Consider the following 15,991-nt stretch of genomic DNA (forward strand, 5'->3'; position numbering starts at 1 on the left):
ACCGGGCCGGTAATTGCTATGGGCTCAGACCGTGGATCCGCCTACGAAGGAGAAATTCGATGCCACTCGAATGAACAATTGACAAAAATCCTGATGTGAAAGGATACGAACCAGCGACCCCCGATATCCGTGCAGGACTTTTCTTATCTAACTGAAGAATCTCACCTTTGCGGCCAAGTGACAATTACAGAACTTTGGCACGTCATTTCGCGATGATAAATGACGATAGGCCGACCACTGCGTCGCGGCCACGCCGTCCTCCAGAGGGCGGCAGCAGACAATCGTGATTTCACGTCTTTCCGCGTGGCGGCGAGTGGGATCGAGCGGTCGCCAGTCGCTACTCCGCTCGGTTGCCCACCAATTCAAAGGTTCCAAGAACCGCGTCAACTAAGATGGCAATGGAGGAAACCACTGGACCGTCGACTAGCAAGCCACATTCGAGATTTGCCTTCTTCGAGCGCCAGAGGAAGTTTGCCGATCCAACATATGCGTCGCTGCCATCCGCGAGCACTATTTTGGAATGGAAGGTCTCATCCGTGTCGCCACCACCATAGAACCGGATACTGGTGGAGAGGTCGCGCAGCGCGTTCTCATCCACTCCGGGCTTATGAAGTTCGGCTTGCGACTGAAGTACGAGGATTCTCTCTGAAGCGGTCGTATAGCTGAACATATCGAGCACCCAGGCGCACCCGGCCGCATCAATGTACGGTGACATGATCACCAGGCGTCGCTGAGCCTTCATCGCTAGATGACGGAAGGCGTCGCTAGTGTCCGTGAAGGCAAGCATCTTAGCTGCGGGCGAGGCCGCAAGAATGCTCTCGATACGACTGGGAAATGGGGGCATCGTCACAACCAGGCGAGCCCTGCCCTGTGGCGCCATGGAAGTGTCGGTCACGTATCGAGCTCCGAACCGAAGTAGCCGACGATGTCAGCAGAGCCAGGAGCCTCCCATTCAGGCGCCGGGCCGCCTTTCAGGACTGATCTGGAAAGCAACAGGTTCGACGCGCTGCATGAAACCTCGCTCACCATTATACAGGCTGGGCAGGCGCCGCCGCGGCTGTCACAGAGACTGCCTGAGCCGCATCGAAGCATTCGTGGATTGATCGAGCGGCGCAGGAAATCCATGGCGTGGTTTCGCCACATGGCCGAGATGTTGGCCAGATCCGGGGTCATTCCCTTCCGGTAGATCGTGAATGCGAGATCGGCGGGGAAAATGTACTCGCCGATGCCATCTCGGTCGAGGCCGGATGCATCCGCCAGCGAGTGGATAAGCTGGTGGGACAGGGAGTGGAGGAGCATGTAGACGAACGGCGCGAGCTCGCGCGATCTGCCCTGTCGTTCCTTGTTCTTGTACCTGTCGAGGAACTGGCCGAAATCCTGGTAGGATTCTAGATACGCTCTTGCGAGGTCCGATCCGGAGGCGGGGAGACCTTCCACATTGTTTTTCTGGAGCCATTTCAGGACGCGCTGCTCGTCAAGCTTGATATAGAGCGCCTCGTTTTTCTGCTGGGTGACGTAAATCGGCCTGTCACCATCCCGCATCGTATCGAACGCTACCAGGCGAACGGGCATCGGGACTTTGCGGTTGTTAGACTCACGCTGGTACACTGGCGTCGCCGAAACGCGGGTGTAACCGAAACTGTACTCGCAGATCGGCAGGCTCCGGAGCAGATACATCTGGCTGATACCGGTCTTTCCGAATAGGTCCTTGATATCGGCCTGATAGCGCTTCAGCTCGTCTGCTACGCCAGCCTCCTCCATGAGTGTGATATCGGGATTGAGGACATCAACGGCCGTCTTCCGCACCCCGGCCTGCCCGTCCTGGATGTGTTCCTCTACGAAGGCTGCGTGTTCAATCGTCAATCTGATAGGATCGAACTTCCGAGCCCAATCCTTGCGCATCCCGACAGCGAACTCGATTGGCTCGCTCTGCAGTCTTCCTCTCTCGAGCAAACCTGCGTCGAACCAACCTTCGCGGAGCTTTCGCATCGCGTTGCCGAGATCGGCGCGATCGGGTGCTCCTTCGGCCCGCTTCTGGAACATCTTTCGAAGAGACGTATACTCTTCCCAATCGTTCTGCTTGCCATCTTTCTCCAGGATGGACTCGATCTCCGCATCGGACGGCTCCTGATACGGTATGGAATGAATCTCGGCGAGCTTTTGCAGAAGCTCTTCCGTATGTGTCGTCCTCATCAGCTCGACGACCTTGGTCTCCCGAAGTTCGATAAAGCTGGCGCGCTGCGGATAGAAGGCGCTGCTTGCTCGATACGATACCGGCAGCATATCGATTTCGATCCACTCGAAGGACTTGCCGCCAGGCTGTAAACTGTCGGTTTTGAGCTTCTGGAGGACATGCCGTTCGGCCTTTTTGAGATCGCGCGGCGTCCCGCATCCTTCGCAGACGTACTTCCATTCCGAAAACACAGGAGCGTTGTTTCTCAGAGTAAAGTGCTGCCATCCGCAGGTGCAGTGCGTAATCTGCCGAGTCGTGCCCGTGCGATCGTCGAAGGTATAGTTGTAGGGACTCAGCGGCTCGATTGTGCCGTACCAGTGTGCGTATACCACGTCGACTTGCGTCCAGCGGGATTCGTGATCCTTGCAGCGAGCAGGTAGTTTCCTGTTGGCCAGTTCCGCGACGCTCTTGTATTCCCGGACGGTCCCACAATCCCCGCACTGAAACAATAGCGGATAGGGCACGTAACCCACGACGTTCGGCTGGTTTAGAACGAAGTCGGTTTGTTTGACCCTAACTTCCTTGGTGGCGAGGTCGTAGAAGGCGTCGTCGAGAATGAATTCGTCAGGCGCATCTGGGCACCCTTCCTTCGCTCTCTCCTTCCAGCTTTCCGCGAATTCGCGGACACCCTCGAAGATGGTGTCGCTCACGTTTCTGGGCAGCCGCTGCGAAAACGGCATCTTGATCGGGACCGACTTGCAGATACCCCGCCCCCCTTCCCATGTCATCAGGACACCGGGAGCATAGGAAGTAGCGATTTGCGCCCGCGAGCGCTGCATGACTGGCGGCGCCGCCTTCTTTGCCGCTTCGGTCTCTTCGGCAGATGGATAGCGCTTCCGGCCGCGCTCCATGTCCAGCGTCTTCGCTCCACCGCTCATCTCAACCCTCCAGTCTTTCGATCTCGCCATCGGTTTCCGCGGCATCCCCGCGCTGCCGTCGGATTGCCCTCATGACGGCGGCGATCGCGGCGGCATCCATTATGCGCGTGTTTCCTGAGGCGTTGCGGTCGAAGTCCGCGGCTACGATCAGGCCTGCCTCGTCCACGTCGCGAAGGGAGGTCATCGGCTTCCTGAGCGTCGAATCCTGCTCTTCCCAGTAGCGCCGCAACTTGGCCTCGTAGTTCAAATCCCTAATCGCTCTGCTGAGGTTCTGGGACGCGGCGGCGGTGCGGCTTCGGTAATATTCCCCTGCAACGGGCTCGCCGAGCGCATCGGGGCCTTTTCCTGCGAACCCCATCGAGGCGAGCATGAATGAGCCGATGTCGTTGGCGAAGCCAAGTGTATCCTTCGCGGCCAGTCGGCTCAGTATTGTGGTCGAGTCCCGGGTGACGAATTCCAACTTCCGACTATCCGGCAAGTTGAGAAAGTTGCTGGCGTCACCGAGCATCGCCCAAGTCTGGAGGTATGAGGCACGGACCCGGTCGATCGCAGCGTCCGACCACCGCTCCACGGCAGGCGGGGCGATCATTCGCTCCAGGAAGCGGTGGAAGATGTCGTGGGTTTCGATCACATACCGGTCACGGCGGCTTTGCGGGGTGGGAAGCAGCATGACGAACCCAACGTGAGTTCGGCCGACGCGGCTTGAGGCCTGGATGTATTCTGCAATGTCTGAAGGCAGCCCCGCAAAGAACATACTGTTGAACCTGTCCACATCGACTCCATGACTGATAGCCGAGGTGGCGACGATGTTCCTGAGCGTCTCGCCGATCTCTGGATATCCAGTGTGAGCGAATGACGTCTCGGCGTCCTTCATCACGCTCTGGATTTCCTGCATGTCGATGCCGCCGGAGATCAGTCTGCTGCGGAACTTGGTCTGAGGAATTCCCGCAACCGCGTGCTTCTGTGCCACGGCCGAGTGAAGAGCGTCGATGATCTGGTCGCCGCCCTTCTTGTTGGTCACATAGGCGAGCGCAATGCGATGGAGGTCCACGAGAGCCATGATCTCGTCTTCGCGTCCTTCGGTCGTAGCGCGCTCGATTGCGGCACGTCTCCAGACGCCTAGAATTCCCGGCGATACCGATGCGGCGAGTTCGCTGATGGCGGCCTGAGTGCGGGCGGGATCGAGCAGATCTCTCCAGAGATGGGAGATGACGGTGTGGAACGAGCTTAGGACTCCGACCGTAGTCACGGTATGGGTAGCGTCATTCGTCATCAGGGAGACATAGAGACGCATCCACGGCGCCGTCGCCTCCGGGGCGAGGTGGCTCGGCAGTTCCCTAGATTGAGCCACGCGTTCGCCATTTATCGGCGGGGCGCGATCTGGCTCGGCGAAGAATGAGCGATAGATGTCAGGACCGGGGTACGGGTACCGCAGTGGCTTTCGCTGGTAGAGTGTCCTGAGCTGCCGGTCGGGATCGCTGATGGTGGCGGTTGCCGCCACGATCTTCGGAAGACGCGGAACGAGCTTGTTGGAAACATCCCTGTATCGACTTACAGCCAATTTCTCTCCGGCCATCTGGTCGATTGTCGTGAAGGTGTTGTCGAGCAGGGTCTCGAACAGACCGCTGAACGTGCCCAGGCTTTCTTCGAGAAGGTGTGCTTCGTCCTGGATTATCAGCGATGGGAACGGGTCGACGAACACCTTGCTACCGTGCTCGTAGGCGGGAGCGACGCCACGGGAACCAACGGCCGCTGGGCCCTTCTGCAGCGACTCCCTATCGGAGGGGCTGGACAGATGCCCGTCCGAACCAATCCACCGGGCAAGCCCGAACATGCCAAGGATTTCTGTAATGGTCGATGTACTCTGGCCAAGCATTGCGAGCTTGTCGACGGTGCCGAGAACAATCGCGGGAGCGCGCTGGTATATGGTGTCATCGGTAAGAAGAAATGGAAGCGGACTTAAGCCCCGATGGGCCTTGTTCCACTCGCATTTCGCATTGAAGCAGATGATAGCGGCGAACTCGGCCTTTCCGCCGGACGCCTTGAACTTCCGCAGCCCGGTCGGTTGATCGCAACATGGGCAGGTAGGGATCTTGTTGTAGGAAGCCTGGACTTCCTGGTACCGCTTGGCCTCCATGCTCCGGCCGTAGCCGATTTCCTGGTCGTCCGGGTATTCGGCCAGATCCGGCAAAGCCGCCTTCATTTGGCTGAAGCGGTTTGGCGTGTTCGACGATCCGACCCAGAAGCCGATCTCTATCGGCCAGTTTCCGACGTTCTTTTCCTTGCGAACGACTTCGCTCCACACGATGAGCCGCAGGAGGCGTTGCGCCTGCTGAAGAGTAAGGAGTCGAAGCGGATAGCGGATCATCGCGGTTATGCCGCGGTCCTTGCCCCGAAGTCTGTCGAGGAAGATGGCAAACACCAGTGCGCCGTAGAACGCCTCGGACTTGCCGCCGCCCGTGGGGAAGTAAAGTAGGCTTGCGGCCAGTTCATCGCGTTCGACGTCGAAGGCTTCCGCGTATTCCTCCATTCGGGATGCGAAGGTCGGAATGTGGGCCAGTATGAAGGCAAGCTGAAATAGGCGCCAACCTCTTTCGGGGTCCTTGCGATCGCGTCGCGCAAAGGACTCATTCATCATCAGCCACGCTTGCCACGGCGCCGCTTTCCGCCGAAGCCTGTCCGCCTCCGCTCCCATCGCTTGCCTAGCGGCGAGCGCAGCCTCGCGGGCGGAGATCAGCAGCCGTACGCCCTGCTCGATATGGCGCGCCTCCAGTCGCTGCCCGGCGAGGTCGGTTGCAAAGCGTTCCCGTTCTCGTGCCGCGTCCTCGTACGAAAGCCCTCGTGCGATTTCCGGTGCGAGATCCCGTTCCTCTTCATCGATCCACTTGCGATATTCGTCGACGAGAACGAGCAGATTGGAGACGTCATAACCGTCGGCCAGCGGTCGGAACCGGTATTCGACACGGTCAATCCGACGCGGAACTATACGAGGCTGATTGAAACGCGGCGACCACGTGGTCGAGAGCTCAAGGCGTCCGTCCTCGATCTCTTGGCTCTCTACGCCGCAGTTCAAGCCTATTGCCGGGTAGGTCATGAAATCGCGGAATCTATATGATGGCTCTACGCGGTCGAGCTGAACTGGCCTGTGATCGCCTCGGACCACGTTCAGGGAGACGATCGTCCCGAAGATGGCATTGCACTTGTAACGGGCCTCGACTTTGGAAAGCTCTGTGCAGCCGTTGTCGAGTATGACACGGATCGATGCGCGAGAGGGATCCACGAAGTCTCGCTGTCGTTCGGCACGGAGGGCTACTGCCCTAAGGTCGGGGAGTATTTTCGGATCGGCGGGCGCCTTCAACAGCTCGGCGATGAAGTTGTTCCAATCGGCTTCGCTGGCGGCGTTGGCTGGCGAGACGGTCTGGTCCCGCCAAGCGATTTTCGCGCCCTCTCCACGGAGCCATTCTGCAAGCTGCGCCAGCACCTCAGTGATCATGGTATTCGAGAACTGCTCGAACTGTTCCTTCAGGGCGCTTCCGGAAAGTGCCGCCGACCAGGTGAAACTAGGCAGCTTCAGGTCGATCCGCTTCCATTTCGGCGGGATGGCCGCGGGCGACAGCAGGGCCGTCGGGATCTGCGCGCCGCCAGTTACGAGCCTGCCAATGGCCGGGGATGGAGCTGCATCCGGATCTTCGGTCCCATCTAGGGGAGCAGCCTCATCCGTCTCTTCCGTCTGACTACTCTCGGAGCTTCCGAAGCTGTCGAGGCTCGCCTTGTCCAGGATGATTCCATGCTTGCCGTATACACTATTGCGAAGGCTGTCGCGGATCTCCCGTCTGCGCGAGTGAAGTGCCTCCCTCTCCTCCTGCGACAGCTCGTTCCAGTCCGAGCGATCCAGTTTCTGCTGGGCATAGAGCTCCTGGCGACGTTCGCGGATCTCGTGGTCGATCTCCTGCTTCTTGTCCTTTCTCAGCTTGAAATCGATTGCGATACCGAACCGCTCTGTGGAGATTTCCTCCCAGGTGGGAAGGACGCGTACGTAGACGGAAAACCGTGGGGTCACGGTGAGATCGGTCGAACTCTCTGCGTCGATGTTGAAGTCCATGCCGATCGCAGCGATCTTGATATCGGACGTTTCATCCTCGTTTTCACGCGACATTCTGGGCAGAAGCTGGCCTGAGAAAGCGCTTCTGCGTGGACTCTTTCCATAGACGATCCGACCCGCCTCGTCGGTACCGCTTGCCCTTCGGGTGATCATGTTGACCAGCGCGTCGCATACAGCTTCCTTGAGCTCGACATCGATACCAGAGAGTTCGGCGGGCGTCTTGGCCGTCATCATGGCTTGAATCTCCGGGTGGCTCTGACTGGCGAGACGTATTCTTCCGCGAGGCGTATCAGCCGGGCGATTTCGTCGGCGCGCTTGGTATCCCTGGCGAAAGCGAGGGAGGCGTCTGGATCAGTCAAGATGTTGAGATAGGCGTCGTGGAACTCCATTCCGGCCTTCATTCTGAAGCTGCGCTGGGCGCGGACGCCCCAGTGCCAGAAGCGGTTTGCAAGATTGGTGGGAATCCCCAGGGCGGCCGTGAACTTGCTGAAGGTCTCGGGCTGTCGTGGGGCTTGGGTGACCACATCCTCCAGTCGGGCCTGCAGCTGCTTCTCGAGGTGAACCCATCGACGAACCGTTGCGATCTGAAGATTGGGATCGCCCATCTTGTCTATGAGGGTTCGGATCTTGTCGCTCTCATGAAAGCCGCGCAGCTTTGCAAAGCGGTCCGCCACCTCCTCGTGGTAGTCGCGGATAGCCTCGGATGCATTCGCCTGGATGCTCAAAAGGAGGCGTGCTCGGTCAACGAAGCTGGAGCTGATGACGCATATGTTGTCACGCTCGTGGGCATCCCTGGCGTCAATTTTTCTGAAGGTGTGGATCGACCGCGAGGTGTCCAGGCGCACGAGTGCCGAACCGGGGCGAGCGATGATCGTCTGACCGCCCTCCATCGTGAGCTCGATCAGTTCGCCGTCGGATTTGCTGTACGGCCCCACGAGGTTGATGACCGACTCTGACGGAAAATGTACTTCCTCTGGCAGCTCCGGCGTCTCGGAGAGCTTGATCGGGGCCATGCCCAGACCAGCCACATCCTTCTCGGCATTGTCGGCGAACAGTCGAAGTCTGGACGCGATCTCCGGCTCCCGGATCTGCTCTGCCAATCGGGATGCGTCGCGCGCCGAATATTTGAGAGTGTCTCCGTCGGCAACAACGATGACCTCGACGGGCAGCCATCTCCGCGCGAAGAAACTGAGAACTCCGTCGCGAGGTGGAGATACGACGAAGATCCTCTTGAACCTGTTTCGCTCGGACGGAGCGAGGCCAGCGATGTCCGTGAGGCCTCCGGGGCCGGAGAAGACGATCATCTCGTTGTCGAGCTTGGCGCGCAAATCCGGGATGACCCGGCAAAGGTAGTCCTCTGCGAACTCGGCAAGGGTCTGCTTTCGGAACATGAAGAGTGTCTTGGACGACGAGTTAATGACCCTGCCGACGGCGCGCTCCAGCATCGTCGACATCGGTGTTGTCCGATTGAACGCCGTCATCACCGTCGAGGTCTCCTGCAGCGAGTCAACGAGCTCGGACCCGCCGACGACGAATGCTCGCTGGGAAGGCTGCTGAAGCATCTGCACTTGCGGTGCAACGCGGTAATTTTCGATCACGTCCGCAGCGGCTGCCTGGCCATGCTCGTTGAAAAGGTACTGGTTGAAGGCTGAAAAGGAGCCGGGAAGGCACGAGGTCCGACGCAGCTTCGCGATGATCTCGTTGATCGCGGCAAGCCCGGCGGGATCGCCTCCCCGCTTCACCCGATGACGCACCGCCCGCAAGTCATCTATGATCCTTCGGCCGGGGCCGTTGAAGCCCTTGACTTGGACAGTTTCTACCCCGGACCAGGCGATCTTTCCCTCGCGGGATTTTAAAGCCAGCGAGGATAGCGCCGTGATCGTCCTTGATTTCGCAGGCTGGGGTCTGCGACCACGCAGCTCGACCATCTCACTGAAGATCTCGAACCGTGCCTTGTCGAAGGTCCAAGGATCCTCGGTGATGGCGACGAAACCTACGCGAGGAAATACTTTCCGCATCAGCCTGTAGATGCGGGTGGCTCGATCGACCCAATCCTCGCCAAGCCTGCCTCTTCCAGTCCGAGTGAGGTCGAAGAGGATCAGGTTCAGGCCGCCGCGGACCTTTCGCATTGCGTGTTCCTCTCCTCGTTTGAGGCCATAGAGGAAGTACTCGGCTTGATTTCCATCATTCGCGTGCTTGCTGACGGTATTGTGTTCCTTGAGATCGGTTCTCGATGCTGTCCGCCAGAGAAGCGAGCCGTTGGAGTGGACGATCCCGTCGCAACCGCCGTGGGGCAGGATTTCGTCCAGAGTCGGGTGCTCGAACTCCGGGCGTATGGTACCATCCCTGCCCTTTCCGGAAAGGGTCGAAACGCGGCTTAGTATCTGATGATAATCCTTGAGGGATCGGGCATCGTCATTTTCGACACTGTGTCTGTGCAGATGGTCGAGATGGATGCGATGGAGGTATTTCCGGTCGACCTGGATATCGCGGGCCTGCTCGTGAGTGGTTCTCGCGTATGGGTAGATCAGAGCCTTGAAGCCCTTGGGCCGTTCAAATGACTTCACCTTTACGCCGTACCTGTCGATCGTGGTTTCCGGAGCCACGGCGATGTCAGCAAGGGTAAGCAGCGACGCGATAGCCGATAGGCAGACGTCTCGCTCCGGCCAGGTCATCAGGACGGTCGGCTCGCCCTTCTCCGACGCCTCGATCGCTGCTCTGAGGATCTCATTGTAGACGTCGGAAAGGGGCTGAGGGTCTTCGCCGATCGGCAGAAGCGGAACGTTGGCAAGCGCGGCAAGACGCGCATCGGCAATGGCGGCAATCCTGGAGTTTTCATTGGCCAGATCTTCGCCCTGGAAGCGCTTCGGCCCCTTCTCGGTTGAACGAGCGGCAAGCAGAGCGCTTCGATGCTTCGCGTTCTCTTCACGCTGGCGCAGGCGGTCGGACAGCGATGTATTGGGGGCCCCTCGGAAGCTGCCTCTCATTACGACGCCTCCGAAAATGATTGAACGCCGGCATTTCGGTAGGCAATGACTGCGGCCTCCTCTATGTCGTCCGTCTCTAGCAATGCAGTTCGGAATGCTTGTGGAGATGGGAGATCGAGCGCACGCAGCAGCGTCACGGAGACAGTGGCGGTTCCCGAAACTGCGCGATAGCGTTCATCCACGGCCTTGGTATTGAGGAGCGACACGAGAAGGTCGAGATCCGCGGCGTCGGACGCGGAAAGGACGATGGTATGGTTTTCCGAGACAAAGCCCTTCCACGGGGCGATCGCATCCCGGTCGACTGTTGCGGCGACGATGCGGCGGGGTTGGCTGCTATTCGTGACGCGCTGCACGATGGCGGCAGGCCCGTCGATGATCGCCGTGCTGCCGGAAGGGACACGAACGAAGTCAACCCCGTCACCGTTGCGGTTCAAAGGACGGCAGAGGGTCTTTGCCCTGACGTTCTTCGCCCAGAACAAAGGGTACGCCTGCTCATCGGCGGGATCGCAAATTCTGTCCCATTCGCGGTTCCATACGAAGTACCCTGCCTTCGCCGAGACGCCATAGTCCGACAGGGTCGCGCCGCCTCGGTCCCTCCGCGCGTCGGTTCCTGCCAACCAGGGCGATGATATGTCCTTGGGAAGCGGGCCAGACGGGACTGGATATGAGACGCCCGCTCCCGTTATTGCAGGAAACTTAACCCGATGCTTGGTTCTGTGCGGAGCGCCCCTTCTAACCAGCAAGACGCTGACATCTTGAGCAACGTCGGCGAAGACATCGTCCCTGTTTGTTACCGTCCCCAGCGCCAGGATCTGGCCTTGGCTTGCAACATAAGACCTCATGCGGTCATACAGCGGCCCGCCTCGGAAGCTGGATGGAATGACGAGTGCGACTAGACCGCCTGTCTTCACCACGCGCAGGCAAAGCTCGGTAAAGACGGCGTACTTGTTGATGTGGTTGCCGTAGGCGACCTTACCCCAAGTCTCTTCCGCCAATTCGTCTGGCCTCATGCGACCGTAAGGAGGGTTGGCAATCACAAGATCGTATGATCCGTCCGTCCTTGCGTGGATGCTATCTCCAACCTTGACAATCGGGCGACTCCGGAAGCCTTCGACCTGTTCGGCAATCAGAAATTCCGACATTCGCGCAAGGCGTTTGTCGATCTCGATGCCGTTCAAACGATTGACGATATCTTTCTTCGCAACTCCTGCACGGTGCATTCTGTCCGCAATCAGAGAGAGAAACGCGGCTCCTCCGGCGGCAGGATCCAAGACGTCATGCTTTCGGATATCAAATCCATGGTCTAATGCCATGTCGATGACGGCGTTCGCCAGATACGGCGGCGTGAAATAGGCAGCCTGTGCCCGGCGATCCGCAGGCGACATCATCAGCGTATAGAGCGTGCCGCGCCAATAGTTGCGGTCATGTAGCGACAATGCAGCGAGCCTATTCCTGAAGATCACGACTTCCTTGTGCTCGAAAGGGTTCAAATCAATGCAAACGGTGTCGATGTCACAATGATCTGGTAGATTTTTTAGAAGCGCGCGCGCAGCTGCTTTCGCGACCGTGAGCATCGGCCACGCAGATTGTCCCCTCGCCATCAAATCCCCAGCCTCGCACTTCGCGCATTCCAGCATTATCGCTGGCGCCGCCCCAAGCAACCGTGACGTCTCCTCGGAGCTGCACTATTCGCACGAACCCCGCACCTCAAAGTAGTATTTGCATTTCTTTGAAGATGTCAAAGTCAAATCGATGTTTGCGAGATGAAATTGCGTTCGCTTCTGGAGACAGCTACTGGCTGTGGGTGTCGTTGTATGCATGCGCTTGACAGTATCTTCCTAGAAAGTGTGTGCCCTTGAAATTCAAAACCGTCGGAGACGGCAATCGCAAACTGATGAAGGCACTGAGACGCCCAAATCGAAGGACGTGGTGAGAAAATCTACTAATTTAGAGACTTCAGCCGCACCTTAGAGCTCATTCGAGACCTCGATGTCCTGATTCAAGACGACGCTCTCGACGAGGTTTCCGAGCGCACGAGCAGTTGGGTCATAGATCGACTTTTCTCTGTCCGCGCTTGAAAGCGTAAGCACGATTGCAACTTCTTCGTTCGATCGTGTCGATCGCCGACAGAAGAGCTACGACTGGAGCCTGTCTCCGCGATGGAGTGCTCGGCCTACTTCGTCGGCGAGCATGACGCCCTTCGACAGCGGCGAACATCGCCGCATCGACTTGGTGGGGATTCAGGTCCACGCGCGCCGAGGAAAGCGATTTCCTCAGGCCTTCGCCTTACTCTAGTCCTTCACGGGTGAGGAAGTGCGCGAAATACTTGGCTTGATGCGGGGTTTAAGCGTGCAAAACGTATACCTGTGGTGATTCTTCTACCACTCCTAGCAGACACATCTACGGCGATCCTTCGCGCACGGCACGGTAAGGCCACACGTCGCTTCCCTGCGATGAATTGCCGGCCCTATTTTTCGGCGCTATGAGACAGCATGGGTCACCTCATTGGGCCTGACACCCGCGGAGAGGTGGCAGAGTGATCGAATGCACCGCACTCGAAATGCGGCTTGCCTGCAACGGCATCGTGGATTATCACGCCCTCGCCTTCGATTAGGGCATCTGCTTCTTTTTAACCGGACAGACGCGCGGCAAGGCTTATCAACACCGGCTTCCAGAGTGCGGGAATGTCGCAAATTGAGCGATTGCCGTAGTGGAAGACTGGGAGACAAGATGCCGCGAGCGACTTGCGACCGCGGGTCACCGGCAGCAGTGTCGGATCATTAATCCTTTCCCGCGAGTGCATCGAAGACAAGTCCGGTGAGAAAGTTCGACGACTGCGCATCGCCCCTTACTTTGGCAAGCCAACCGTCAGCCAGCGCTTCCGATTGAGTGATACGCAGCCAAATAGAAAATTAGCGCAAATGCCACGGAAAACCGCTAACGTTGACCGGCGCCATCTCGAGACCAGAGATGATAACCAACTGAAGGACTTCTGATGGGCTGGAAGACGCCGAAATTCGAGTACGTAAATGGCTACAAAATCGTTGAAGTCGACGGTCCGATCTTCAAGGTATTCGACGGCAATCGTCAACTCGGAGACGATTTTCCCTATTCCGGCGAGGCTATTGCTCACGCTAAGTTCTTGCCGAAACGCGAGCCGCACCAGTAGGCGAGAACACGGCTGATGACTGTCCCGCTTCCTTCGACACTGGAGCAGCTCGGCTGGTCTGCATTTTTTGCGGATCAACTCAAAGACGGCGACGCTGGCCTCGCGTCCAGGCGTATATCGTCTGTCCACCGCTCGCGCATCGAGGCAATCGATATGACAGGGCCCGTTCGCCTGGAGCTCCCGGGCAATAGCAATACGGCCGACTTCGCAGTCGGAGACTGGATACTTGCCGACCCGCTGACGGGCATGTTTGTCAAACGTCTCGACCGAAAAAGCCTGTTCCAGCGAAGGCCGGAAGGCGGACGTGGCATGCAACTTATTGCCGCCAATGTTGACACCCTACTTGTAGTTACATCGTGCAATGCAGATTTCGATTCCGCACGTCTCGAACGTTATCTGATAATGGCGGATCAAGCCGGAAGCGAACCGGTCATCGTGCTGACCAAAGCTGATACTGCGGAAGACGTCGGCCGGTTTCAATCACAGGCGGAGGCACTGCAACGCAACCTGCCAGTCATAGCGCTTAATGGACGCTCGGCCGATGCTGTCGCCTTGTTGAGGCCATGGTTGGGTAAAGGTCAGACCATCGCGCTGGTAGGGTCCTCCGGCGTTGGAAAGTCAACGCTTGTAAATACGCTGACCGGATCTGACACGAAGCAGAAAACCGGCACTATTCGTGAATATGATGCGCAGGGTCGGCACACCACGACGTCGCGATCCCTGCATGCGGTTTCAGGCGGCGGCTGGGTCATAGACACGCCAGGTATAAGGAAGCTCTATGTCAGCGACGTTACCAACGGAATAGATACGCTATTTGCCGAGATTACCGAGCTGACGCCGTTGTGCCGGTTTCGCGACTGTACCCATGCTCATGAACCAGGATGCGCCGTTCAAGGCGCTGTCGCACGCGGCGAGCTTGATGCCGATCGGCTAGCACGGTGGCGATGTTTACACGCTGAAAATGCCGACCGGACGCCAGTAATGAGCGGACCGCGCGGCAACAAGGTCAACAAGAAGAAGCATTATCTGCTTCGACCGTAGACATTCAATCCAGCGGCGTAAGTCTGATCAGATCTTGAGCCTGCGAGTGTGACATAGGCATTCCCCTTTACGATCTACCACTCCCTCTAGTGCTTAAACGAATTCTCGCGATGCCATTTTAAAAACTGGGGATGCGGGCTTTCGTGAAAACCCACCGGCACGATCGCTCTTCCGGTCTTGTTGACAATATCTTGGATGCTGTCGCGATCGTTCGCATGAACGGTTGTTTTCTGAAGCACTCGACTGCGCGCGAGCACACCCAACTTTGTGCAACGCACAAATTTCGGACGAATAGTTATGAATTTCGGATTTTTAGATACATATCATCCGAAAAAATTCGTCTAAAACTCTCCCGACTCAAGGAGAGACACCATGACGGACACGACATCAGAATTTGATGGGTCAACGATTGGCCTGGAGGCCGCAGAGGAACCCGCATGGACCACCGCAACCTGGTTTGCGGTTCTTTCGATGGCGGCCACCAGCTTTGCGCTGGTATCGGCCGAGTTTCTGCCAGCGGGATTGTTGACGCCCATGGCGCGCGATCTCGGTATTACGGAGGGTACGGCGGGACAGGTTGTTACGGCGACCGCTTCCGTAGGCGCTGTGACGGCTTTGCTGAGCAATGTTCTCATCGGCAAACTGAACCGCAAGACCGTGCTTGTCGGCCTTAGCGCGCTGGCGATCGGCTCCAACATTCTCGCATCAGTGGCTGCCGATTTCTGGCTATTGCTGGTGGGCCGGGCCGGACTGGGTATTGCGCTCAGCGGCTTCTGGGCACTTTCGGTTGCTGTCGTGGCGCGGCTCGTTGGCGCGAATTCGACCGGGCGCGGCATGGCTATCGTCACACTCGGGGTTTCACTCGCCACAATTGCGGCTCCCTCCATGGGCGCCTTGATCAGCGACTGGGTGGGATGGCGCATTGCCATGTCGATGACGGCGGGGCTTGCCGTCATTGCCATGCTGCTACAAATATTCAGCCTGCCCTCGCTGCCGGCAAGTACAAGCAACAGTCTTTCCGATGTTTTCCGGCTGACGCGGCGGCGCAGCGTTCAACTGGGGATGCTTGCCATCCTGTTGCTGATGACGGGGCATTTTGCCGGTTCGGTCTATGTGCGTCCGTTTCTCGAACAGGTGACGCTGCTTGAGACCACGCCGATTGCTCTCGCCCTGCTCGGCTTTGGCGTCGCTTCCGTGATCGGCAATGTGCTGGGAGGCCGCATGGCAGACACCAGCATCCGCCTCGCGCTCATCGTTACCGCCGCCCTGATGGCATTTGCAACAATCGCCCTCGTCCTATGGGGTGTTCATAGCGGTGCCGCATTCGCGCTCGTCGCGCTTTGGGGTCTTGCCTTTGGCATGGCGCCCGTGGTGCTGCCGACCAACCTTTCCCGCGGCGCACCCGATGCTCTGGAAGCGGCAGGCAGCCTGATGGTTGTTTCTTTCCAGGTGGCTATCAGTATCGGGGCGGTTGTCGGCGGCTATATCGTGGATTCCTACGGTGCCACTGCGCCGCTGGCGCTGACCGCTGTCCTTGCGGCATCCACGGTCGCACTTGCCTTGCTGCAGCGTCGCGATTGA

The 15,991-nt window shown here is 58.3% G+C and carries 8 protein-coding genes and 1 pseudogene; 3 read left to right on the forward strand and 6 right to left on the reverse strand.

Going from position 1 to position 15,991, the window contains the following annotated elements; translation table 11 throughout:
* Positions 1-337: 337 nt before the first annotated feature.
* Genes ACQZ45_RS19345 through ACQZ45_RS19365 form a run of 5 tightly spaced genes read right to left on the reverse strand, consistent with a single transcriptional unit; the run spans position 338 to position 11,801 of the window.
* Positions 338-895: a phospholipase D-like domain-containing protein gene (locus tag ACQZ45_RS19345; protein WP_448742486.1), complete on the reverse strand. Its 558-nt coding sequence runs from the start codon at positions 893-895 to the stop codon at positions 338-340.
* Positions 892-3,111: a hypothetical protein gene (locus ACQZ45_RS19350; RefSeq protein ID WP_448742487.1), complete on the reverse strand. Its 2,220-nt coding sequence runs from the start codon at positions 3,109-3,111 to the stop codon at positions 892-894. Before ACQZ45_RS19350 ends, ACQZ45_RS19345 begins: the two co-directional genes overlap by 4 nt.
* Before the next feature lies 1 nt (position 3,112).
* Entirely contained in the window at positions 3,113-7,447 is a 4,335-nt protein-coding gene (locus ACQZ45_RS19355) for a helicase-related protein (protein WP_448742488.1), read from the reverse strand.
* Complete coding sequence (locus ACQZ45_RS19360) at positions 7,444-10,200, reverse strand: hypothetical protein (protein ID WP_448742489.1); 2,757 nt, start codon at positions 10,198-10,200, stop codon at positions 7,444-7,446. The genes ACQZ45_RS19355 and ACQZ45_RS19360 overlap by 4 nt, the downstream gene beginning before the upstream one ends.
* On the reverse strand, positions 10,200-11,801 hold the full coding sequence (locus ACQZ45_RS19365) for an HsdM family class I SAM-dependent methyltransferase (protein WP_448742490.1): 1,602 nt from the start codon (positions 11,799-11,801) through the stop codon (positions 10,200-10,202). Before ACQZ45_RS19365 ends, ACQZ45_RS19360 begins: the two co-directional genes overlap by 1 nt.
* 1,394 nt (positions 11,802-13,195) lie before the next feature.
* Here ACQZ45_RS19365 and ACQZ45_RS19370 point away from each other — a divergent pair.
* Both ACQZ45_RS19370 and rsgA read left to right on the forward strand, forming a co-directional pair.
* A complete protein-coding gene (locus tag ACQZ45_RS19370; protein ID WP_003519203.1) occupies positions 13,196-13,369 on the forward strand; it encodes a hypothetical protein in 174 nt (57 codons plus the stop codon).
* Between the two features lie 15 nt (positions 13,370-13,384).
* Positions 13,385-14,410, forward strand: coding sequence for a ribosome small subunit-dependent GTPase A (gene rsgA, locus ACQZ45_RS19375; protein ID WP_448742491.1), 1,026 nt, complete (start codon positions 13,385-13,387; stop codon positions 14,408-14,410).
* A gap of 86 nt (positions 14,411-14,496) precedes the next feature.
* Here rsgA and ACQZ45_RS19380 read toward each other — a convergent pair.
* Positions 14,497-14,628, reverse strand: a pseudogene (locus tag ACQZ45_RS19380) (HNH endonuclease); the annotation flags it as partial.
* Positions 14,629-14,782: 154 nt separating this feature from the next.
* Here ACQZ45_RS19380 and ACQZ45_RS19385 point away from each other — a divergent pair.
* Positions 14,783-15,991, forward strand: a complete 1,209-nt coding sequence (locus tag ACQZ45_RS19385) for an MFS transporter (RefSeq protein ID WP_174045577.1) — start codon at positions 14,783-14,785, stop codon at positions 15,989-15,991.

The organism is Agrobacterium sp. 16-2014-1-2a, from assembly GCF_053522705.1.